Raw genomic sequence first — 20,955 nt, forward strand, 5'->3', positions numbered from 1 at the left:
TCTTCCTGGTAGGCGACACCAGGCGGGAGTCCCGGTGCCATAGAAAAAGGCAGCGAGTGATCTCGCTGCCTTGGGCTCCGGGTTCGTACGGTCGGGATTATCCGCGCACGCGCGCATCACCGACGGCTCCACCCGGAGCCTCGATAAAGCGCCAATACGCGTTCATACCCACGAGCTGAACATAGCACAGCTACCGCGCGATCTCTGTGGCGAGCGTCTCACCGTCGGTGACCGGCAGGGAGCAGACGGTGCCGTGGCAGACGTACGCCGCCGCCCGGCCGTCGACGGGGCCGCGCTCCTCCAGCAGCGGATGCGAATCCTCGGCGCCGGCAATGACGACCGCGCCGCCGGGCGCGAGGCGGCGCGCCTCGGCCACCAGGGCATCGACGCCCGCACCGTCGGCGACGGCGATCTGCAGCGCCGCCGCGGCCTGCTCGGCGATGGCGAGGTGGTGACCGGCGCCGCGCGGGACGCGCCGGATCAGCTCTCCCGAGCGGGCCCGCGTCGCCGCGGCGAGCGTGGCGTAGCGCTCCCCCAGCAGGGCCTCGGCGTAGGTGAGCGCCTCCGCGATGAGGCTCGCGCCGGCGGGGGTGGCGCCGTCCGCGGGGTCGCGGGGACGAGTCAGGAGCGTTTCTCCGTCCGACGGTGCGTCGTACCAGCTCCCGTCCGCCGCGGGGTCGGCGAAGCGTTCGATCGCGGCGTCGAGGATCGCGGCCGCCGGTGCGGCCCAATCATTCTCGGGCGCATCTGAGCCATGGGTGCGCTGCACCAGCGCGAGCAGCCCGGTGACGAGCGCGGCGTAGTCCTCCAGCATGCCGTCGGCCTCGCCGACCGCGCCGCCGAGCGAGCTGCGGCGCAGTCGCGCACCGTCCCAATGGGTTCCGAGGACGTACCGCGCGACCGCCTCGGCCTCGCCCACGCGGCCCGCCTCGGCGAGCGCGGTGATCGCGAGGCCGTTCCAGACGGTGACCACCTTGTCGTCGCGGCCGGGCTGCGGGCGCAGGACCCGTGCGTCGTAGAGCCGGCGGCGCACATCGGCGAGCCGCACCGGGTCGGGCTCGCCGTGCAGCTGCAGCACGGAGGCGCCGTGCTCGAAGGTGCCACCCGGCGTGACTGCGAAAACCTCGGCTGCCCAAGCGCCGTCGGCCTCGCCGAGAACCTCGACGAGCTGCGCCGGCGTCCACACGTAGGTGGCTCCCTCGACGCCGTGCCCGTCGACGACGGTATCCGCGTCGAGCGAGGAGGCGAGCCCGCCGCCGTCGACGCCGAGGTCGCGGATCAGGAAGTCGACGGTCTCGTCGGCCACGCGGAGCGCGAGCGGCGAGCCCGTGCGCCGGCCCAGGTGCGCGTAGAAGCGGAGCAGGAGCGCGTTGTCGTAGAGCATCTTCTCGAAGTGCGGCACCACCCAGTCGGCGTCCACGGCGTAGCGCGCGAAGCCGCCGGCGAGCTGGTCGTAGATGCCGCCGCGGGCCATCGCCTCGGCGCAGCGCACCGCCACGCCGTACGACGCGGGGTCGCCCGTGCGCTCGTGATGCCGCAGCAGGGCCTCGACGGTGGCCGACGGCGGGAACTTCGGCGCGCGGCCGAAACCGCCCGACGGGTCCTCGTCGGCGCAGATCGCGCGCACCGCCCCGGCCAGCTCCTCCGCGGAGGGGGCGGCACCGTCGGGCAGGCCGGCCGAGGCCTGCCGCAGGTGCGCGGCCACCTGCCCCGAGACCCGTCCCACCTCGTCGCGGCGGTCGCGCCAGGTGTCGGTGATGGCCTCGAGGAGCTGCGGGAAGCTCGCCTGCCCGCCGCGCGGCTCGGGCGGGTAGTAGGTGCCGCAGTAGAAGGGCTCGCCGGCGGGGGTGAGGAAGCACGTCATGGGCCAGCCGCCCTGCCCGGTCATGGCGACGGTGGCGTTCATGTAGATCGCGTCGAGGTCGGGGCGCTCCTCGCGGTCGACCTTGATGCACACGAAGCCCGCGTTCATCTGCGCCGCGATGGCCTCGTTCTCGAAGGACTCGTGCGCCATGACGTGGCACCAGTGGCACGCGGCGTAGCCGATGGACAGCAGGATCGGCACGTCGCGCTCGACGGCTTCCGCCAGCGCGGCCTCGGTCCACTCCTGCCAGTGCACCGGGTTGTCGGCGTGCTGGCGCAGGTACGGGCTGGTGGCGGCGCCGAGTCGGTTCATGTCCCCATCCTGCCTCAGACCACCGGCCCCGGCCGCGCGCTCGACGCTCCCGACCGGCGCCGACTACCGTCCGGAGGCATGAAGTGCACGACGTCGATCGAGATCGCGCTGCCGCTCGACCGCGTCGCTCAGCTGCTCTCCGACCCCTCGCACCTACCGATGTGGCTGCGGGGCATGGTGGTCCACGAGCCGCTGAGCGGGGCGCACGGGGAGGTCGGCACCGTCTCCCGCGTGGTGCTCGAGTCGGGGAAGCAGACGATGGAGCTCACGGAGACCGTCACGCGTCGCGAGCCGGCGGACCTGAGCACGATCCGGGCCGGCACCGTCGTGCGGTTCGAGCGGGAGATCGAGGGTGCGGGCATGTGGAACGCCGCGCGCGAGCGGCTGTCCGAGGCCGGGCCCGGCCGGACGCGGTGGGACAGCGAGAACGAGTACCGCTTCCGCAATCCGCTGCTGCGGCTGATGGCGCTCGTGCTGCCCGGCGTCTTCCGGAAGCAGCAGCTGCAGCACATGGAGGACTTCAAGGCCTTCGCCGAGCAGGGCAGGGACGTCCGCGACGGGGCCTGATCGTCAGGTGATCCGGTACCGGTCCGCGACACCCTCCGCCCGAGCGCGCAGCGCCGCGCGCAGTTCCTCGGGCGCGAGAGCCTCGGCGGCGGTGTCCAATTGCCACACCGCCCAGACGGCGTGGCGCAGGTCCTCGAAGCAGACGTCGAGGCGGACCCGCCCGTCGGGCTCGACCACTTCGGCGCGCACTGCGCGCGCGTGGTTCACCAGCTCATCGCGCCGCGCCGCCTCGACGCGGACGAGAACCGGAATGTGGTTCTCGGAGAGGAACTGCGCGCTCCGCTCGGCCCAGATCCGGTCCAGGTCGACCTGCGGCGGGCGCACGGCGGCGTCCGCGAGCGCCTCGGCCGCGAGCATCCGCGACATCCGGTACGTGCGGTCCTCCCCCGCCTTCGCCGCGAGCAGGTAGGTGCGGTCGCGCACCGTGACCAGGCCGATCGGGTCGACGGTGTGCCACCGCGGCTCCTTCTCCGGCGCGGCGTACTGGAAGCGGAGCACGCGCCCCGCGAGCACGGCGCGACGCACCGCGCCCATCACGGACGCGTCGACGTCCTCGGCCACGGACCGCCGGGAGAGCAGGTCGGTCTCGGGCTCCACCAGGAACCGCGCGGCGGCCCGGTCGAGGTCGGAACGGCTCTCCTCGGGCAGGGCGTCGACGACTTTGCGCATCGCGGAGGCGAGGGCGGCGTTGAGGCCGAAGGCCCTTCGCCCGGTGCCCGATCCTGCGGTGAGCAGCGCCAGCGCCTCGTCGTGGTTGAGGCCGGTCAGCTCGGTGCGGAAGCCCGGGAGCAGGGAGTAGCCGCCGCGTCGCCCGCGATCGGCGTAGACGGGGACCCCGGCGGTGGACAGCGCGTCGATGTCGCGCTGCACCGTCCGCGGCGAGACCTCCAGTTCCGCCGCCAGCTCGTCGGCCGTCATCCGCCCGCGCCGGCGCAGGAGCAGCACCAGTGAGACGAGTCGATCGGCACGCACGCCTGACATTCTCGCTGAAAATCACGACACAGGGTGACGTGATTCGTTGCGAACCTGGTCGTGCGGGCGTCGACGGGTGGTCACGGGACCACCGCGCTCCCGCCACACCGATCGGAGACGACGATGGAACGCACCGCGGTCAACCCCGTGACCTGGTCCCAGGAGCTCGGATTCAACCAGGGTGAACTGGTCAGCGGGCACACCCGGACCCTGTACATCGCGGGACAGACCGCGGTGAGCCCCGACGGCCGGCCGGAGCACGACGGCGACGTCGCGGCGCAACTCGCGCTCGCGGTCGACAACCTCGAGGCCGTGCTCCGCGCGGCCGGGATGTCGCTCGCGAACCTCGTCCGCCTGAACGTCTACACCACGGACGTCGACGAGCTGTTCCCGCACTACGGCGTCCTCGCGGCGCGGCTCGGCGCCGCGGGCGTCGCCCCCAGCACCACGATGCTCGGGGTGACCCGGCTCGCGATCCCCGGGCAGATGGTCGAACTGGAGGGCACCGCCGTCGCCTAGCCCGACGGTGCCGCCCGTGCCGGTCCACGGGGGTGCGGGCGGCACCGGCTGCTACGCCACCAGCTTGTAGACCGTCGCACTCCCGACCTTGGTGGCGGTGAAGTTCTCCTCCACCCAGCTCTGGATCTCGGACTTCCCGCCGCCGGGGCGGAAGCCGCCGGAGGAGACGTAGTACGCGACCTTCCCGTCTTTCACCCACTGCTGGAACTGCGCGAGCGTGGGCGCGGGGTCGGAGCCGCTGAACCCGCCGATCGCGATCACGGGCCGGCCGGAGTTCAGCTGCAGCGAGCCCTGGCTCTGCGCGCCGTTCACCGCCGCGGCCCACCGCGTCGTGGTGGTCTTGAGCAGCGCGACCAGCTCGGCGTTCGAGGCCTCACCACCGGGCCGGCCGCCTCCGTCGCGCGCACCGTCGGGCAGTTCGACGCCTGCCGGCAGCTCCATCGTCGCCCCGCCGCCCGACGGTGCCTTCCCCTCGCGTCCGCCGCCCGGACCGCCGAACATGTCGCCGGACTTCGCGGTCTTCACCGCCGTCGGCACGCCGCCGCTGTGCGCGGTGCCGGCGGTCGAGACGGAGAACGCCGCCGTCGCGACGCCGCCGGCGAGCAGCGCGAGCACCAACGCGGCGGCCACGGCCCGCCCCGCGCCCCGACGGGTGACGAGCAGCGCGACGATCGCCGCCGCCGTCAGCACGCCCACGACGATCCCCAGCACCGGCCACGCGTATCCCGCCCGCCAGGCGCGGACGATGCCCCACCCGCCGGCGGCGAGCACGAGACCGACCAGCGCGAGCGTGCCGGGCACCGTCGACCTGCGGCTCCATGCCACGGCCGCACCGCCGCCCACGAGCACCGCGATCGCCGGCGCGAGCGCCACGGTGTAGTACGGGTGCACCGTGCCGCTCATGTACGAGAAGACCACCCCGGTCACCACGAGCCACGTGCCGAAGACGGTCAGCCCCAGCGCGAGGTCCCGCTCCAGTCGGCGCCGCGCCACGAGCACCAGCCCGATCACGAGCACCAGCAGCGCGGCGGGCAACAGCCACGAGATCTCGTTGCCGAACTCGTTGCTGAACAGGCGCGCGAGGCTCGGGGTGCCGCCGAACGAGGTGCCCGTGGCGCCGTTGCCGCCGGGCCCGCCACCGCCGAAACCGCCGGAACCGGAGCCGCCGCTGTTCCCGACGATCCGCGCCACCCCGTTGTAGCCGAGCACGAGGTCCATGAACGTGCCGTCCTTCGAGCCGCCGATGTACGGGCGCGACGACGCGGGCCACAACACCGTCAGGAGCACGTACCAGCCGGCCGAGACCACCACGGCGACGACGCCCAGCGCGAGATCACGGCACCGTCGAAGCCAGGACGTCCGCGCGAACAGCAGGTAGGCGAGGCCGAACCCCGGCAGCACCAGCAGACCCTGCAGCATCTTGGTCAGGAACGCGAAGCCGAGCAGCGCGCCGCACGCCACGAGCCACCGCCACGACGCCGCCTGGCAGGCCCGCACGGTGCAGTAGCCGGCCGCGGTCATGAGCAGCACCAGCAGGGCGTCGGGATTGTTGAACCGGAAGATCAGCACGGCCGCCGGGGTCAGCGCGCACGCGGCGCCGGCCAGCAGGGCGCCACCGGTCGCGATCCGATCCTCCAGCGTGCCCAGGAGTCGGCGCGTGGTGAGGTACACCAGCCCGACGGTGCCGACGCCCATCAGCGCCTGCGGCACCAGGACGGACCAGGAGGAGACCCCGAAGACACGGACGAACAGACCGGTCACCCACAACGCGGCGGGCGGCTTGTCGACGGTGATCACGTTGCCCGGGTCGAGCGAGCCGAACAGCCACGCCTTCCAGCTCAGCCCTCCGGCTTGCGCGGCGGCGGCGTAGAAGTCGTTGCCGTACCCGTTGATCGACAGGTTCCAGCAGTAGAGGAGCGCCGTGGCGGCGAGCAGGGCGGTCACGGCGCAGCGCCGCGGAGTCAGGTACGTCACGCAGGCCACTGTCGTGGCCGGAACTGCGCGGACCCGGCCGTGAGCCTGGGAGGTCGCTGTGAGGCGCTACCGGGATTCGGGGCCCCCGGCACCGTCGGGTCCGCCCGACGGTCCGCCGTCGCCCTTCGTCAGCGAGGCCCCGTCCGCCTCGATCCCGGCGTGGTCGGTGCCGCCGGCCTCGTCGCCCTCGCCGGGCGCCTCGTCGTCGAAGGACTCGGGGAGGTTCTTGACGTGCTTGTTCATCGAGCGGATGAGCAGGAAGGTCACGGCCAGGAGCGCGACGATCACGGCGAGGCCCAGCGGGCCCGACTTGCCGAACTCGGGGCCCTTGGGCTTCTGCGGGTCCTGCGCGAGGATCGCGACGTCGGTGGCCAGCTGCAGTAGCGGTCCCATCACTTCTCGATCCCGCTGAACAGGTCCTTCTCGGGCATCCTGCTGCTCACCGTGGTCTTCGCCAACTCGTACTCCTCGGTCGGCCACAGGCGCTGCTGCCACTCCATCGGCACCGCGAAGAACGGCCCGTTGGGGTCGATCTGGGTGGCGTGCGCGCGCAGCGCGTCGTCGCGCACGGGGAAGTACTCGCCACACTCGACCTGCGTGGTCACGCGGGCCATCATGTCGTTCTTCTCGTCCTTCCACCGGGCCAACCACTCGGTGTAGGGATTCTCGAGGCCGTGCTTCTCGAACTCGTCGGCGAAGGCCTGGAACTTGCCGCGCAGGAAGCCGTGGCTGTAGTAGACCTTGGAGATCTGCCACGGCTCGCCGGCGTCGGGGAACTGCTCCGGGTCGGCCGCCGCCTCGTAGGCCGCCAGCGAGACGGTGTGGGTCATGATGTGATCCGGGTGCGGGTAGCCGCCGTTCTCGTCGTACGTGATCATCACGTGCGGGCGGAACTCGCGGATCAGGCGCACCAGCGTCTCCGTCGGCACCTCCACCGGCTCCAGCGCGAAACAGCCCTCGGGGAGCGGGGGCAGGGGGTCCCCCTCGGGCAGGCCCGAGTCGACGAAGCCCAGCCAGCGGTGATCGACGCCGAGGATGGCCGCAGCCTTGGCCATCTCCTCGCGGCGCACCTCGGGCAAGCGGTCCTGGATACCCGCGACGTCCATCGCGGGGTTGAGGATGTCGCCCCGTTCGCCGCCCGTGAACGTCGCGACCAGCACGTCGTTCCCCTCGGCCGCGTACCGCGCCATGGTGGCGGCGCCCTTGCTCGACTCGTCGTCCGGGTGCGCGTGAACGGCGAGGAGGCGGTATCCGGTCATGACCCCCAGTGTTCCACGATCGGCCGACGGCGCGCCGCGCCGGGTGTGCTTCGATGGACGCATGTCGACCGCCCCCGTCCGCCCCTCCGATCGCTATCCCGACGAGCGCGATCCCGCCCGCGCGCGTCGCATCGGCATCATCGGGCTGGTCGTGGTCGTGATCCTCGGCGTCGGACTCGCCTGGGCGGGCTATCAGAAGTTCTCGCGGCAGCCGGTCACCGGCGAGACCGCGGGGTACCGGGTGCTGTCCGATTCCGCCGTGGACGTGCAGGTCACCGTGACTCGCACGGACCCGCAGCAGGCGGTCAGCTGCATCGTCTACGCCAAGAACAAGGCGGGCGACGAGATCGGCCGGCGCGAGTTCTACGTCGCCCCGTCGCCGGACCCCGTCGTCGTGGTCACGAGCGAGGTGCGCACCACCGAACCGCCCGCCGTGGGCGACGTCTTCGGTTGCGGGACGAACGTGCCCGCGTATCTTGACCGTGCGTGAGCACTGACAACTCCCCCGCCCCGAAGTCTGGGCAGCCGGCCCGCAACCGCGCGCCGGCGTTCGCCACCGTTTCCAGTCACTACTTCCCCGCCCTCGTCGGCCTGTTCGTCGGCGTCATGATCATCAGCAACATCACGGGCACGAAGGCCGTGCTGTTCGCCCCATCGCTGCACGTCGAGATCCTCGGCCTGCAGATCGACGGCATCGCCACCGACGGCGCCTTCTACCTCTTCCCCCTCGCCTACGTCCTCGGCGACGTGATCTCCGAGGTCTACGGCTTCCGCGCCATGCGCCGGGTGATCCTGACCGGCTTCGCGATCCTCGCGCTCGCGGCGCTGTGCTTCTGGGTCACCACGCTGCTGCCGCCCGCGCCGGGCTGGCCCAACGACGAGGCCTTCAAGACCGTCGCCGGCGTTGTTCCGCGGTTCCTCATCGCCGGCCTCGCGGGCTATCTCGTGGGCGAGTTCATGAATTCGTGGGTCCTGGTGCGGATGAAGGCGTGGACCGGTGAAAAACACCTGTGGTCGCGCCTCCTCGGTTCGACGGTGGTGGGTGAATTCTTCGACACCCTGGTCTTCTGCTCGATCGCCGCGCCCGCGCTCGGTTTCACCTCCCCGGGCCAGTTCCTCAACTATCTGATCCTCGGATTCGTGTGGAAGACGCTGGTCGAGATCGTCATCATGCCGCTGAGCTACGCGCTGTGCGGCTTCCTCAAGCGCCGCGAGCCCACCTACCAGCAGGCACTCCTGGCCGCCTGAACCGGATGCCCGCTTCTGTTTCCCATGCTAGAATCAGCGGATACACGGTTCCGGATGGAGCCGTGTATTGCTGCATTTACGGGCCCCGGGCGCCGTTCCGGGGCCGGTCGGCTGTGGGGTGGTGACATCCCGCAGCGGGCCTGCCGACTACGACGAAGGACGAAGAAATGACGGACACTCAGGTGACGTGGTTGACCCCCGAGTCCCACGAGCGCCTCAAGAACGAGTTGGACGCGTTGATCGCCAACCGCCCCGTCATCGCCGCCGAGATCAATGAGCGCCGCGAAGAGGGCGATCTCAAGGAGAACGGCGGCTACCACGCCGCGCGCGACGAGCAGGGCCAGCAGGAGGCGCGTATCCGCCAGCTGCAGGAGCTCCTCAACAACGCGAAGGTCGGCGAGGCCCCCACCCAGTCGGGTGTCGCGCTCCCCGGCTCGGTCGTGAAGGTCTACTACGACGGCGACGAGAAGGACACCGAGACCTTCCTCATCGCCACGCGCGAAGAGGGCGGCGGCGACGGCGAGCTGGAGATCTACTCCCCCAACTCGCCGCTCGGCGCCGCGCTGATCGACGCGAAGGTCGGCGAGACCCGCGAGTACACCATCCCGAGCGGCGCGGTCGTCAAGGTCACGCTCGTGAGCGCGGAGCCGTACCACTCCTAGGCTCCCTCGCACCGTCGATAGCGGGCCCGCTCCCCGAAGGGGACGGGCCCGCTTTCGCGTTCCGTGGGGGCGCTATCCGGCGCGGCTGCTCAGCAGGTGGCCGACGGTGACGAAGGCGTAGCCCTGGTCGCCGAGCTGGGTCATCATGCGGTCCAGCGCCGTCGCCGAGGAGACGAAGGTGTCGTGCAGCATCACGATCTGCCCCGGCTTCACCTTGAGCAGGACCTGGGTCAGACCGTCGGGATCACCCTGGTAGTTGTAGTCCATCGAATCCAGGTCCCACAGGATCTGGGTCAGGCCCAGTCGCTTGCCCGCGTCCACGACCGCCGGCGACGTGTGCCCGCCCATCGGCCGGAACAGCGTGGGCGCGCTGCCCACGGAGCTGCGGATCGCGTCGTTGGTCTGCTGCAGTTGCGAGGTCATGTCGGCCTCCGACAGCGTCGTGAGGTCCGGCTGGGTCCACGTGCCGTTGGCGACCTCGTTCCCGGTGCCGGCGATCGCCGTCATGATGTCGGGGTTGAGGTTCACCTGCGCTCCGGTCACGAAGAACGTGCCCTTGGCGCCGTGATCGTCGAGGATCTGCAGGAACTGCCTGGTCGCGGGCCCGGGCCCGCCGGAGAAGGTGAGCGCGACGCACTTGCTCTGCGCGCAGTCGACGCTGCCGTCGGCGCGGAGGACCGGCTTGGTCACGGGCTTGGCCGCCGCCTGCGGGGCGGGCGCGGGGCTCGACGTGCCGCCGCCCTGGCCCGACGGTGCGCCCTCGCCCCGGTTCGCGGTGTCACCCCCCGCGGCCGTGGTGGGCGCCGGCGGGACCGCGGCGGCGGTGGGTCCGCCGACGGTGGGCTGCGGCTTCGCGGGCCCGCTCGGCGGCGGCACCACGACGGTCATCGTGGCCGGCGCCTGCGGCGACGGAGGCACGGTGGTCTGCCCGGGCGGCAGCGCCCCGGGGTTGACCCCGGCGCCCGGCTTCGCGGAGGCGCCCGACGGTGCCGACGGCAACGGGTCGAACGTGAGGCTCGACCCGAGGCGGCTCGGATCGCCGCCGGTCACGCCGCATCCGACCGCGACGGCAGCCGCGATCACGAGGACGCTCCCCGCGACCGCGTAGTTGCGGACCTTCCGGCTCTGCTTCGGCCTCAAGAACTCACTCCAGCCACTTGTGTCACGTTCTACAACAAGAGCCACTTTAGTCCCACGAACCCTGAAGGGGAAGTCGAAGGTTCAGATGGTGACCGAGTCGTTACTCCGGGCGTAAGGAACGGCCAAGGAGCGAACAAGGGCGGCGGCGGAGCATCGTGCCGTGCATCCGAACCACTTCGCGCCGTGGCACCGGCGTCACCCGGCCGCGTTCGTCGTCCTGATGGTCACCGCGATCGTGCTGGTCATCGTCACGCTGGGTGCCGGGCTGCTCCTCGGACTCGGGGTGCTGTTCGTGCACGCGCTGTCCGATCCGGTCCCCGTCGACGCCCACGACGAGCGCACGGTGCGGGCGCGGTTCAGCATCTACGCCGACGACGTCGACGCGTCGCGCGACACCTCGAGCATGTGGTGCGCCCGGCTGGCGACCGGCGACCCGAGCGGCCGATGGTTCCCTCGCGGCCCCCGGTCCACGGGCGACGTCACCATCGACGGCGACGTCGCCACGATGGCCCTCACCTACTCGCCGCAGGGCGCACCGAGCGACCCCGACGACGATCCCGTCCTGGCGAGGACGCTGGTGCGGTTCCGTTACGAGTCCGGCGTGTGGCGCTACTGCGGCGTCAGTTGAACGCGTTCTCCAGATCGGCGATGAGGTCGCCGATGTCCTCGATGCCGACGGACAGGCGCACCAGGTCCTCGGGGACCTCGAGCTGCGAGCCGGCGGTGGAGGCGTGGGTCATCGCGGCGGGGTGCTCGATGAGCGACTCGATGCCGCCCAGCGACTCCGCGAGGGTGAAGATCTCGGTCCGCGCGCAGAAGCGCTGCGCGGCTTCACGACCGCCGGCTAGACGCACGGAGATCATGCCGCCGAAGCGCTTCATCTGCTTGGCCGCCACCGCGTGGTTCGGGTGGCTCTCCAAGCCCGGGTACAGCACCGTCGACACCTCGGGGCGCGCGGAGAGGAACTCGACGATCTTCTCCGCGTTGTCGCAGTGCCGGTCCATGCGCACGCCGAGCGTCTTGATGCCGCGCAGCGCGAGGTAGACGTCGAAGGGGCCGGGCACCGCGCCCGCACCGTTCTGCAGGAAGGCGAAATCGGTGTCGAGCTGCTCGTCGTTGGTCACCAGCGCGCCGCCGACGGTGTCGCTGTGCCCACCGAGGTACTTGGTCACCGAGTGCAGCACCACGTCGGCGCCGAGCGCGAGCGGCGTCTGCAGGTACGGGCTGGCGAAGGTGTTGTCCACCACCAGCTTCGCGCCGCCGGCGTGCGCCACCTCTGCCAGGGCCTCGATGTCGCCGATGTTGAGCAGCGGATTGGTGGGCGTCTCGATCCACACCAGCTTGGTGTTCGGACGGATCGCCGCGCGCACCGCGTCGACGTCGGTGACCGGCGCCGGCGTGTGCTCGATCCCCCACTGCGAGAACACCTTGTCGATGAGGCGGAAGGTGCCGCCGTAGGCGTCGTCGGGGATGATCAGGTGATCGCCGGGGCGCAGGGTGGCGCGCAGCAGGCAGTCGGTGGCGGCCATGCCGGACGCGAAGCCGCGGCCGAAGGTGCCCTCCTCGATGGCGGCGAGGTTGGCCTCGTACGCGCGGCGGGTCGGGTTGCCGGTGCGGGCGTACTCGAAGCCGCCGCGCATGCCGCCGACGCCGTCCTGGGCGAAGGTGGAGCTGGCGTAGATCGGCACGTTCACGGCGCCGGTCAGCGGGTCGGGCTCGTAGCCGGCGTGGATCGCGCGGGTCGAGAAGCCCTGCGCCGCATGCTTGTCGATCGCGCTCTTCTGCTCGCTCATGGTGCGGCCCTTTCTACTTGCCGTGGGAGAGGAAGTTCAGCACGTCGTGCCGGGTGATCACGCCGACGGGCTTGCCGTCGTCGATCACCATGAGGGCGTCGGACTCGCGCAGCGCGGTGTTGGCGGCCGAGATCGGCTGGCCCGCACCGATCAGCGGGAACGCCGGGCCCATGTGCTTGCTCACCGGGTCGGCGAGGTTCGCGCGGCCCTCGAAGACCGCGGAGAGCAGCTCGCGCTCGGTGACGGCACCGGCGACCTCACCCGCCATGATCGGGGGCTCGGCGCCCACGACCGGCATCTGCGAGACGTTGTACTCGGCGAGGATCTCGATGGCGTCGCGGATGGTCTCCGACGGGTGCGTGTGCACCAGGTCGGGCAGCTCGCCCTTCTTGCCCCGCAGGATGTCACCGACGAGGGCCTCCTGCTCCGTGGGGTCGAGCGGCGCGCGCAGGAAGCCGTAGCTCGACATCCACTTGTCGTTGAAGATCTTCGACAGGTAGCCGCGGCCACCGTCGGGCAGCAGCACGACGACGACGGCGTCGGGGTCGCGCTCGGCGACGCGCAGCGCAGCGACGACGGCCATGCCGCAGGAGCCGCCGACGAGCAGGCCCTCCTCGCGGGCCAGGCGGCGGGTCATCTCGAAGGAGTCCGCGTCGGAGACGGCGATGATCTCGTCGGGGATGTCCGGGTCGTAGGCGGTGGGCCAGAAGTCCTCGCCCACGCCCTCGACGAGGTACGGGCGGCCGGTGCCGCCGGAGTAGACGGAGCCCTCGGGATCGGCGCCGACGACCTTGACCTTCCCGCCCGAGACCTCCTTGAGGTAGCGGCCGGTGCCGGTGATGGTGCCGCCGGTGCCCACGCCCGCCACGAAGTGGGTGATCTTCCCCTCGGTGTCGCGCCAGATCTCGGGACCGGTGGTCTCGTAGTGCGAGGCCGGTCCGTTGGGGTTGGAGTACTGGTTCGGCTTCCACGCGCCAGGGATCTCGCGCGTGAGGCGGTCGGAGACGTTGTAGTACGAGTCCGGGTGCTCCGGCGCGACGGCGGTCGGGCACACGACGACCTCGGCGCCGTAGGCCTTGAGCACGTTGCGCTTGTCCTCGCTGACCTTGTCCGGGCAGACGAACACGCACTTGTAGCCGCGCTGCTGCGCGACGATCGCCAGGCCCACGCCGGTGTTGCCCGACGTCGGCTCGACGATGGTGCCGCCGGGCTTGAGCTCGCCCGACTGCTCCGCGGCGTCGATCATCTTCACCGCGATCCGGTCCTTACTGGACCCGCCGGGGTTGAGGTACTCGATCTTGGCCGCGACCAGGCCCGATCCGGGCTTCACCACCGAGTTCAACCGAACCAGAGGGGTGTCGCCGATCAACTCACTGACGTGTCCTGCGATACGCATGCCTCCATGGTCCCATTCACGCTCCGCGGGGCGTGCGCCCGGTGCCCGCCTCGGTGGGTAGATTGGCGTCATGGGGTACTCCCGGAGCCGGCTCGCCCGTGACGCGCTGTACACCTCGGCAGCCGCCGTCAGCGGCGCCGGCGCCACCTGGGGCGCGTACGCCCTGCTGACCAAGCAGGCGCGCACCGCGCGCACCGTGATCCCCCACCGCACCGACAAGGCACCGTCGAAGGACGGGATCTACGCCCCCGGCACCCCCGTGGTCGAGCGGCCCGGGCCGCAGCACCCCGCCGACGTGAGCCTCATGGTCTTCGGGGACTCCACCGCCGCGGGCCTCGGGGTCGACGATGCCGAGCACACGCCCGGCGTGCTGCTCGCGCGCGGCGTCGTGGCGGAGACGGGCCGGACGGTGCGGCTCGCGGTGAAGGCGATCGTGGGCGCGACGTCGAAGGGACTCGCCGCGCAGATCGAGGCGGCGTTCATCGCGAAGCAGATCCCCGACGTGGCGGTGATCATCGTCGGCGGGAACGACGTCACCGCGCTCAATGCGATCGAGCCCTCGGCGCGGCGGCTCGGTGCGGCGGTCGCCCAGCTGCGCGGCGCGGGCGCCGAGGTCGTGGTGGGCACGTGCCCGGACATCGGCGTGGTGCAGGCCATCCCCCAGCCGCTGCGGTCGGTGATCCGCCGGTACGGCCTACAGCTCGCGGCGCGGCAGCGGGCGCACGTGCTCGCCGCGGGCGGGCACCCCGTGCCCTTCGCCGACACCCTGACGCCGGAGTTCCTCGAGGCGCCCGATCGGATGTTCTCGCCGGACAACTTCCACCCGTCGGCGGCGGGCTACGAGTTGGCGGCGCGGCTGCTGCTCCCCGAGGTGCTCGCCGCGCTCGGCGAGTGGCACGGCCCGCTGCCGTCGCCGCCGGAGGTCTCCGAGGCGGCGGACGCGAACCGGCTGACGGCGCGGCTGTCCCGCGCGCTGCATCGGTCCTGACACCCCGGGAACGCCGAACGCCCCGCAGCCGGGGCTGCGGGGCGTTCGGGGGGTAGAGACTAGTCGCTGCTGTAGAAGTAGCTCAGCAGGCGCAGGATCTCGACGTACAGCCAGACCAGCGTGACGGTCAGGCCCAGGGCCACGCCCCACGCCGCCTTCGACGGGGCGCCGGCGCGGATCAGCTGGTCCGCCTGGTCGAAGTCCAGCAGGAAGCTGAACGCCGCGATCGCGATGCAGACCACCGAGAAGATGACCGCGATCGTCGGGTTGTCCTGGAAGTTCCGCAGCGGGCCGGGCCCCTCGCCGAACCAGCCGATGACGGCGCTGCCCAGCATCATCACGATGACGCCGATCATCGCCGCGAACAGCATGCGGGTGAAGCGCGGCGTCACGCGGATCGCGCCGGTCTTGTAGACGACGAGCATGCCGATGAACACGCCGACCGTGGCGAGCACCGCCTGGCCGATCAGGGCGCCGGCGCTGACCTTGCTGACCATGAAATTCGCGAAGACGAACGAGATCAAGCCGACGAACAGGCCCTCGAGCGCCGCGTACGACAGCACGATGGCCGGGTTGTCCTGCTTGCGGCCGAAGCTGGCGATCAGCACCAGGACGAAGCCGCCGATGCCGCCGATGAGTGCCAGCGGCATCGCGCCGACGATGCCGCCCGCGACCAGCGCGTACGCCGCGACGGCGAACGCGATCAGAACGCCGAGCGTGGCACCGGTCTTGGTGACGACATCGTCGATCGTCATCGTGCCGGCGCCCGTGCCCTGCTGGTACGGGGCCTGCGGCGGCTGCTGGTACTGCTGGAACTGCATGCCCTGGGCGGCGCCTGCGGCACCCATCCCCAGGTTCATGCCCTGCGGGTATCCCTGCTGCTGGCCGTAGCCCTGCTGCGGGTAGCCCTGCTGGTGACCGGCGGGCGCCTGCTGGCGGGTCTCCTTGGTCAGCCCGCGGAAGATCGGGTTGCTGCTTTCGCGCACCGTGGGGTCCTTTCCCTGGTCGTGCACCTGTACGAACTGTTCAACGCTCGAGACCGCGGCCGAAGTTCCCGGTTTCGGCGACGTTCTTTACGAACAGCTTAACCGGGCGCGTCCAGATGCGCAGGCGCCTACGCCGCGGGCCGGTCGAGCAGGTCGTAGAGGCGACGACGCAACTCGTCGCGCGGCACGACGGATTCGACGGCCGCGAGCGCATCGTCGTCGTCGCTGCGCAGCACCCCGAGCAGCATGTGCGCGCTCTCGATGCTCCGGTCCTTGCGGTGCGCCGCCTCCCGCACCGCGAGCTGCAGCATCTTCTTCGACGCGGGATCGAAGGGGATGTGCCCCGCGCGGAACTTCTTGCGGATGGGGCGCAGGATGTCGAAGCCGAAGCGCTTCTCGACCGCGTCCGCGACGGCGCCCACGTCGATGCCGATGCCGCGCAGCGCCTCGGCGTCCTTGTCGGTGAGCACTCGGCCGGCGGCGGAGGCACGGACCGCCTCGGGCGTGAGGCCGATGTCGGTCAGCTCGCGCTGCAGCGGACCGTCGACGGTGCCGAGCACGCCGAGCAGTAGGTGGGTGGGAGTGATCTTGTCGGCGCCGTTGTCGCGCGCCTCCTCCTGGGCGAGCACGACCGCGACGCGGGCGCTCTTGGTGAACCGTTCGAACACAGCAGTCCTCTTCCCGGCTTACTTGCCGTACTTCTTGTGCACCGCCTGGCGGCTGACCGCGAGGTGTTCCGCGATGTCCTGCCAGGACCAACCGAGATTCCGGGCGTTGGACACCTGGACCGCCTCGAGTTGGTCGGCCAGCTTCCGCAGTGCGACGACGGCGCGGAGCCCCTCCGCGGGGTCCTCCGATGCCGCCGATCCGACGAGGGTGGGTGGTGAGCTCACACCCGTCAATCTACGTTGACACCCTACGGCTGTCAACGCGCGTTGACACTTTCGACGGTGCGCCGCACGCTACGCTTCCCCTCGCGCCCCCATAGCCCAATTGGCAGAGGCAGCGGACTTAAAATCCGCCGAGTGTCGGTTCGAGTCCGACTGGGGGCACGCATCCGCGGTGGGTTCGACGCCCATCAGCGCAGCACGCGGTAGTGCACGAAATCGACGCCGCAGGCGAAGGTTCGGCCGCCCACCCGCTCCAGCGCGGTGGCCGTCCCCTGCTGCGGGAAGTACGGGGTGCCGCCACCCACGAGGACGGGATAGACACGCACCCGGTACTCGTCGAGGAGGCCCAGGCGCGCGGCCTCGGCGGCCAGGCCGGCACCGCCGACGCCGATGTTTCCCGCGCCCGGTTGGTCGCGCAGGCGCATGATCTCCTCCGAGAGATCACCGTCGGCGAGGCGGGTGTTGGCGCCCTGCACCTCGGTGAGCGTGGTGGAGAAGACGACCTTCGGCAGTTCCTTCCACAGCGCCGCGAAGACGCGCTCGTCGGCGTCCAGCGGCTGGGTCTCCGCGGCGGTGTCCCAGTAGAGCATGGTCTCGTAGAGCCGCCGGCCCATCAGGTGCACGTCGAGCCCGCGCACCTCCTCGGTGGCGAAGCGGAACACCTCCTCGTCGGGCTGCGACCAGTCGAAGGCCCCGTCCGGCCCCACGATGTACCCGTCCGCCGACGTGCTCAGGGAGTACGTGACACTGCGCATCGGTCCATGATGACCGAATCCGCCCCTCCCCGCGGCGGTCCCGGGAGAGACCCAGGTCAGTCCTGCACTCCCGCGGCCACCGGGAGCCCGCTGCGGTACGGCGGGGCGATGTCGTGCTCGTCGAAGGCGCGCAGGATCCGGCGGCGCAGTTCGCGCTCCACCGCCCACTGCCGGTTCGCCCGCACTCGCACGGTGAGGCGGATGCTCACGCGGTCGGCGGTGGCGCCGTCGACGCCGAGCATGTCGGGGGCGCCGAGGACGTCGTCGGACAGCGGCTCGTCCGCCACGGCCTCCAGGGCCGCCTCGAGGGCTACGCGGCACGCGAGGTCCACGTCGGCGGAGTACGAGATCGGCAACTGCAGGAAGGCCACCGCGTAGTCCTGGCTGAAGTTGGCGACGCGCATGATCTCGCCGTTGCGGACGTACCAGAGCGTGCCCTGCACGTCGCGCACCGTCGTGATCCGCATACCCACCGTCTCGACGGTGCCGACGACCTCTCCGAGGTCCACCACATCGCCCACGCCGTACTGGTCCTCGATGAGCATGAAGATGCCGGAGATGAAGTCCCGCACCAGGTTCTGCGCGCCGAAACCCAGCGCCACGCCCACCACGCCGGCGGAGGCGATGAGTGGCGCCACATTGACCCCGAGGATCGCCAGCGACTGGATCACCACCCAGATCAGCACCAGGAAGGAGACCGCGGACTTGAGCACCGAACCGATGGTCTCGGCCCGCTGCGCCCGCCGGGCCCGCGCCTCCCGGTCGCGCTGCGCCTTCGCGGGATCGTCGACGGTGCGCCGCCGCACGGTCGGCAGCCGGCCGCTACCCAGCCTGCCGCTGAGCCTGCCGAGGCCGAATCGTCGTGGGGCCGAGTCGCCGTCGCGACGGTTACCGCGGACGAGCCGGTCGATGCCGCGGTGCAACACGTACCGGACGACGACGGCGAGGACGACGTAGAGGCCGATCTCCAGGGGCGTGTGGATCAGCCACTGTCGTCCGTTCTCACTGAGCTGGAAGGCTAGATCGGACATGCCTCCGACGGTACGGACGACGGCCGCACACGCAAGTTCCCGAAACCGGGGATGCGCGGGGTACCGGTCAGCGAATCACGTCGTAGATCACCTTGAGCACTCCGTTGGGGTAGGCCTGGGACTCCCGCAGGCGCAGCGCAGTGGCATCGACGTCATCGCGGCCGAAGATGCTCTTGCCCGCGCCCAGTAGGTACGGGAAGACGAGCAGGTTGTACCGGTCGATGAGGCCGGCGTCGGCCAGGTTCCGCGCGAGTTCGCAGCTGCCGTGGATGAAGATCGAGCCGCCGTCGGTCTGCTTGAGAGCGGCGACGTCGTCCGTCGACCGGAGGATCGTGGTGCCGCCCCACCCGTCCACGAGGTCGCCCTCCCCGATCGTCGTGGAGGCCACGTACTTCGGCAGGTCGCGGTAGGCGGCGTGGTCGTCGGACTGCGGCCACACCGCACCGAAGGCCTCGTAGCTGCGCCGCCCGAACAGCAGCGCCGTGGTCTCCCCCAGCTCCTCGCCCTTGAGCGAGAAGGCCTCCGGGAGGAAGTCGTGCCGTGCCACCCAGCCGCCGCTGCGATGTCCCTCGACGGTCCCGCCGGGCGAGTCCGCGACCCCGTCGAGCGAGAGGAATCCCGTGTACACCAGTTCACGCGTCATGCGGCTCACAGTAGTGCGCGGGTCAGGTTCGTCACCGTCACTTGCCCAGCGGGCACCGTCGAGTAGCCTGGAGGCGTCGCAAAGGACATCCGGACGAGGCGCACCGTACCCGGCGAGCGAAAAGACGGTGCGAACCCGAGGAGGTTCGCACCATGGCATGGATCGTTCTGATCATCTCCGGCGTTCTCGAGGCCGTCTGGGCCACCGCGCTCGGCAAGTCCGAGGGCTTCTCCAAGCTCACCCCGTCGATCATCTTCGGCGTCGCCCTCGTCGCCAGCATGGCCGGCCTCGCCTACGCCATGCGCGACCTGCCCACCGGCACCGCGTACGCGGTCTGGGTCGGCATCGGCGCCACCCTCACGGTGGTCTACGCGATGGCCACGGGCACCGAGTCGGCGTCGCTGATCAAGATCATCTGCATCATCGCCATCGTCGGCGGGGTCGTCGGGCTCAAGCTGGCCCACTGACGGACGCGCGGGCGTGCTGCCGCACCCGGTCGGTGCCGCCGTACGTCGCCACCCGCAGTACCCATTCGACTGGGCCGTACCGGATCCGCTCCGTGTACCACCGCGCGGCCACGAGCTGGAGCGCGAAGACGGCCACGGCGAAGGCGAGCACGGCACCGTCGGACCACGTTCCGGCCTGCGCGAAACCGTAGCCCGTGAAGGCGACCGCCGCGATCAGCGACTGCGACAGGTACACCGTGGCGCTGATCCGGCCGGCCGGCGCGAAGACCTCGGACACCGCCGGCCGGGCGTGTGCGATCCGCAGGAAGGTGGCGGCGTACGCGGCGGCGAGCAGCGGCCCCGAGACGTAGCCGAGCACCTCGGTGTGCGGGACGTGCAGGAGCACGGGAATCACCGAGAGCGGCAGGCCCAGACCGAAACCGATCGCCTGCACCCGCGGCATGTGCGGGAGGTAGCGGGCCGGGTCCTCGAACAGACGCGCCTTCCCCGCCGCCAGGCCGATCAGGAACAGCGGCAAGATGTTCAGTAGTCCGAAGACCACCATCGGGACCAATCCTGAGAGCCAGTAGTCGAACCGGTACGCCGCGGCCCGGCCCCATCCCGCCCGGATCGCGTCGAGCGCTGCGGCGTGCCCCTGCTCCGCCGAGCCGGTGACGACCGGGCCACTGTGAGGCCCGTGAGGAGGAGCAGGCAGCCCGCGTACAACGCGGCCGCCAGTCGGACCGCGGAGCGTGGGCGCATCCGGCTCAGCGCCAGCAGGGCGATCCCGATGACGCCGTAGCCGAACAACACGTCCCCCGTGAACAGCAGCACCGCGTGCAGTGCACCGATCACCGCCAATGCCGCGAGGCGCCGGGCCGTGCGGGCCCGCGCGCTCGCGCCGTCGCGCTCCGCCGACCGGAACTGCAGGGTCAGCGAGTACCCGAACAGGAAGGAGAACAGCACGTAGAACTTGTGATGGAAGACCACGTCGACGAGGTCGCGAACGACTCCCGGCGCGAAGCCGTCGGGGTCGGCCATGAGCCCGACGTTGACGACGAAGATGCCGCCCAGGGCGAACCCGCGTAGCGCGTCGAGCGGCGCGATCCGGTTGCCCGTCGGGGTGATCGTCGACATGCCGTGACCATAGGGGCCGGCATGCGGGCGCCGCCTCCGTGAACACCCGGAGATCGCCCCCCACGTCGGCTCAGGCCGCGCGCGCCGCCAGCCGGCCGGCGGGATCCAGCACGGTGTCGACGGTGCCGTGCCGCGCCTCCGCGCGGCACACCGCGGTCGCCCACTGCTCGGGGTCGGCGAGATCCGCCACGAGCGCGTACACATCGCCCGAGAGCACGGAGACCACATCGCGGAAGTTGGTGCCCACCGCGGTCACCCGGTTGCCCGCCGCGGAGAGCTCACTGACCAGCCGCGCCGTCGCATCGGTGCCGTCCAGCACCACGATCACGCACTCGGTTGCCTTCGTCATCTTCGACTCCCTTTCGCCGTTCGA

Annotated in this window: 25 protein-coding genes, 1 tRNA gene and 1 riboswitch; of the genes, 9 read left to right on the plus strand and 17 right to left on the minus strand. The window is 71.1% G+C overall.

Features of this window, described 5'->3' with window-relative positions; translation table 11 throughout:
• Positions 1-190 precede the first annotated feature (190 nt).
• Positions 191-2,176, minus strand: a complete 1,986-nt coding sequence (locus tag ACNAYW_RS16555) for a thioredoxin domain-containing protein (RefSeq protein WP_415850757.1) — start codon at positions 2,174-2,176, stop codon at positions 191-193.
• Positions 2,177-2,254: 78 nt separating this feature from the next.
• Between ACNAYW_RS16555 and ACNAYW_RS16560 the strand changes: the two genes are divergently transcribed.
• The gene (locus tag ACNAYW_RS16560) at positions 2,255-2,743 is read left to right on the plus strand and encodes an SRPBCC family protein (protein WP_415850758.1); all 489 of its coding nucleotides are present in this window, start codon (positions 2,255-2,257) and stop codon (positions 2,741-2,743) included.
• A 3-nt stretch (positions 2,744-2,746) separates the two neighbouring features.
• Here the strand turns inward: ACNAYW_RS16560 and ACNAYW_RS16565 are convergent, their stop codons facing one another.
• The gene (locus ACNAYW_RS16565) at positions 2,747-3,715 is read right to left on the minus strand and encodes a helix-turn-helix transcriptional regulator (RefSeq protein WP_415850759.1); all 969 of its coding nucleotides are present in this window, start codon (positions 3,713-3,715) and stop codon (positions 2,747-2,749) included.
• A gap of 123 nt (positions 3,716-3,838) precedes the next feature.
• On the opposite strand from ACNAYW_RS16565, the gene ACNAYW_RS16570 reads away from it, so the two are divergent.
• Positions 3,839-4,234, plus strand: a complete 396-nt coding sequence (locus ACNAYW_RS16570; RefSeq protein ID WP_415850760.1) for a RidA family protein — start codon at positions 3,839-3,841, stop codon at positions 4,232-4,234.
• A gap of 51 nt (positions 4,235-4,285) precedes the next feature.
• Here ACNAYW_RS16570 and ACNAYW_RS16575 read toward each other — a convergent pair whose 3' ends face one another.
• The 3 genes from ACNAYW_RS16575 to mca all read right to left on the minus strand — a co-directional run bounded on the left by ACNAYW_RS16575 (position 4,286) and on the right by mca (position 7,467).
• Positions 4,286-6,208 (minus strand): glycosyltransferase family 39 protein, encoded by a 1,923-nt coding sequence (locus tag ACNAYW_RS16575; protein ID WP_415850761.1) that lies wholly within the window; start codon positions 6,206-6,208, stop codon positions 4,286-4,288.
• A gap of 66 nt (positions 6,209-6,274) precedes the next feature.
• Complete coding sequence (locus tag ACNAYW_RS16580) at positions 6,275-6,601, minus strand: hypothetical protein (protein ID WP_415850803.1); 327 nt, start codon at positions 6,599-6,601, stop codon at positions 6,275-6,277.
• Complete coding sequence (mca, locus tag ACNAYW_RS16585; protein ID WP_415850762.1) at positions 6,601-7,467, minus strand: mycothiol conjugate amidase Mca; 867 nt, start codon at positions 7,465-7,467, stop codon at positions 6,601-6,603. The genes ACNAYW_RS16580 and mca overlap by 1 nt, the downstream gene beginning before the upstream one ends.
• Positions 7,468-7,528: 61 nt before the next feature.
• On the opposite strand from mca, the gene ACNAYW_RS16590 reads away from it, so the two are divergent.
• The 3 genes from ACNAYW_RS16590 to greA all read left to right on the plus strand — a co-directional run bounded on the left by ACNAYW_RS16590 (position 7,529) and on the right by greA (position 9,377).
• A complete protein-coding gene (locus ACNAYW_RS16590) occupies positions 7,529-7,957 on the plus strand; it encodes a DUF4307 domain-containing protein (protein ID WP_415850763.1) in 429 nt (142 codons plus the stop codon).
• On the plus strand, positions 7,954-8,715 hold the full coding sequence (locus tag ACNAYW_RS16595) for a queuosine precursor transporter (RefSeq protein ID WP_415850764.1): 762 nt from the start codon (positions 7,954-7,956) through the stop codon (positions 8,713-8,715). The genes ACNAYW_RS16590 and ACNAYW_RS16595 overlap by 4 nt, the downstream gene beginning before the upstream one ends.
• Before the next feature lie 167 nt (positions 8,716-8,882).
• Positions 8,883-9,377, plus strand: coding sequence for a transcription elongation factor GreA (gene greA, locus ACNAYW_RS16600; protein ID WP_415677623.1), 495 nt, complete (start codon positions 8,883-8,885; stop codon positions 9,375-9,377).
• A 72-nt stretch (positions 9,378-9,449) separates the two neighbouring features.
• On the opposite strand, the gene ACNAYW_RS16605 is transcribed toward greA, so the two are convergent.
• Entirely contained in the window at positions 9,450-10,517 is a 1,068-nt protein-coding gene (locus ACNAYW_RS16605; RefSeq protein WP_415850765.1) for a polysaccharide deacetylase family protein, read from the minus strand.
• 160 nt (positions 10,518-10,677) lie between these two features.
• Here ACNAYW_RS16605 and ACNAYW_RS16610 point away from each other — a divergent pair, with 160 nt between their 5' ends.
• Entirely contained in the window at positions 10,678-11,145 is a 468-nt protein-coding gene (locus tag ACNAYW_RS16610) for a hypothetical protein (protein ID WP_415850766.1), read from the plus strand.
• On the opposite strand, the gene ACNAYW_RS16615 is transcribed toward ACNAYW_RS16610, so the two are convergent.
• Together ACNAYW_RS16615 and ACNAYW_RS16620 are read right to left on the minus strand one after the other, a co-directional pair.
• The gene (locus tag ACNAYW_RS16615) at positions 11,138-12,310 is read right to left on the minus strand and encodes a cystathionine gamma-synthase (protein WP_415850767.1); all 1,173 of its coding nucleotides are present in this window, start codon (positions 12,308-12,310) and stop codon (positions 11,138-11,140) included. The two genes, ACNAYW_RS16610 and ACNAYW_RS16615, sit on opposite strands and share 8 nt — an antisense overlap.
• Positions 12,311-12,323: 13 nt before the next feature.
• Positions 12,324-13,706, minus strand: a complete 1,383-nt coding sequence (locus tag ACNAYW_RS16620) for a cystathionine beta-synthase (RefSeq protein WP_415850768.1) — start codon at positions 13,704-13,706, stop codon at positions 12,324-12,326.
• A 70-nt stretch (positions 13,707-13,776) separates the two neighbouring features.
• Between ACNAYW_RS16620 and ACNAYW_RS16625 the strand changes: the two genes are divergently transcribed.
• The gene (locus ACNAYW_RS16625) at positions 13,777-14,694 is read left to right on the plus strand and encodes an SGNH/GDSL hydrolase family protein (protein WP_415850769.1); all 918 of its coding nucleotides are present in this window, start codon (positions 13,777-13,779) and stop codon (positions 14,692-14,694) included.
• A 59-nt stretch (positions 14,695-14,753) separates the two neighbouring features.
• Here the strand turns inward: ACNAYW_RS16625 and ACNAYW_RS16630 are convergent, their stop codons facing one another.
• The 3 genes from ACNAYW_RS16630 to ACNAYW_RS16640 form a co-directional block, all read right to left on the minus strand.
• On the minus strand, positions 14,754-15,680 hold the full coding sequence (locus tag ACNAYW_RS16630; RefSeq protein WP_415850770.1) for a Bax inhibitor-1/YccA family protein: 927 nt from the start codon (positions 15,678-15,680) through the stop codon (positions 14,754-14,756).
• Between the two features lie 128 nt (positions 15,681-15,808).
• Positions 15,809-16,348 carry a Clp protease N-terminal domain-containing protein gene (locus tag ACNAYW_RS16635; protein WP_415850771.1) on the minus strand — a complete coding sequence of 180 codons (540 nt, stop codon included), beginning with the start codon at positions 16,346-16,348 and terminating at the stop codon, positions 15,809-15,811.
• A gap of 18 nt (positions 16,349-16,366) precedes the next feature.
• Positions 16,367-16,573 (minus strand): RNA polymerase subunit sigma-70, encoded by a 207-nt coding sequence (locus ACNAYW_RS16640; protein ID WP_068524404.1) that lies wholly within the window; start codon positions 16,571-16,573, stop codon positions 16,367-16,369.
• Between the two features lie 85 nt (positions 16,574-16,658).
• Between ACNAYW_RS16640 and ACNAYW_RS16645 the strand changes: the two genes are divergently transcribed.
• Positions 16,659-16,732: transfer RNA gene (locus ACNAYW_RS16645), tRNA-Leu, on the plus strand.
• A 26-nt stretch (positions 16,733-16,758) separates the two neighbouring features.
• Here ACNAYW_RS16645 and ACNAYW_RS16650 read toward each other — a convergent pair.
• The 3 genes from ACNAYW_RS16650 to ACNAYW_RS16660 all read right to left on the minus strand — a co-directional run bounded on the left by ACNAYW_RS16650 (position 16,759) and on the right by ACNAYW_RS16660 (position 18,999).
• Positions 16,759-17,325, minus strand: a complete 567-nt coding sequence (locus ACNAYW_RS16650; protein ID WP_415850772.1) for a dihydrofolate reductase family protein — start codon at positions 17,323-17,325, stop codon at positions 16,759-16,761.
• A gap of 56 nt (positions 17,326-17,381) precedes the next feature.
• Positions 17,382-18,356, minus strand: coding sequence for a mechanosensitive ion channel family protein (locus ACNAYW_RS16655; protein ID WP_415850773.1), 975 nt, complete (start codon positions 18,354-18,356; stop codon positions 17,382-17,384).
• Between the two features lie 67 nt (positions 18,357-18,423).
• Entirely contained in the window at positions 18,424-18,999 is a 576-nt protein-coding gene (locus ACNAYW_RS16660; RefSeq protein ID WP_415850774.1) for a dihydrofolate reductase family protein, read from the minus strand.
• Positions 19,000-19,069: 70 nt separating this feature from the next.
• Positions 19,070-19,133, plus strand: a riboswitch (guanidine-III (ykkC-III) riboswitch).
• 18 nt (positions 19,134-19,151) lie between these two features.
• Here ACNAYW_RS16660 and ACNAYW_RS16665 point away from each other — a divergent pair.
• Positions 19,152-19,466 (plus strand): DMT family transporter, encoded by a 315-nt coding sequence (locus ACNAYW_RS16665; protein ID WP_415850775.1) that lies wholly within the window; start codon positions 19,152-19,154, stop codon positions 19,464-19,466.
• Here ACNAYW_RS16665 and ACNAYW_RS16670 read toward each other — a convergent pair.
• The 3 genes from ACNAYW_RS16670 to ACNAYW_RS16680 form a co-directional block, all read right to left on the minus strand.
• Positions 19,450-20,010 carry a DUF418 domain-containing protein gene (locus ACNAYW_RS16670; RefSeq protein ID WP_415850776.1) on the minus strand — a complete coding sequence of 187 codons (561 nt, stop codon included), beginning with the start codon at positions 20,008-20,010 and terminating at the stop codon, positions 19,450-19,452. The genes ACNAYW_RS16665 and ACNAYW_RS16670 overlap by 17 nt on opposite strands.
• Positions 19,989-20,582, minus strand: coding sequence for a DUF418 domain-containing protein (locus ACNAYW_RS16675; RefSeq protein WP_415850777.1), 594 nt, complete (start codon positions 20,580-20,582; stop codon positions 19,989-19,991). The genes ACNAYW_RS16670 and ACNAYW_RS16675 overlap by 22 nt, the downstream gene beginning before the upstream one ends.
• Positions 20,583-20,652: 70 nt before the next feature.
• A complete protein-coding gene (locus ACNAYW_RS16680; RefSeq protein ID WP_415850778.1) occupies positions 20,653-20,931 on the minus strand; it encodes a hypothetical protein in 279 nt (92 codons plus the stop codon).
• Positions 20,932-20,955: the final 24 nt, after the last annotated feature.

The organism is Tsukamurella ocularis (genome assembly GCF_965138335.1).
Taxonomy (GTDB): Bacteria; Actinomycetota; Actinomycetes; order Mycobacteriales; family Mycobacteriaceae; genus Tsukamurella; species Tsukamurella ocularis_A.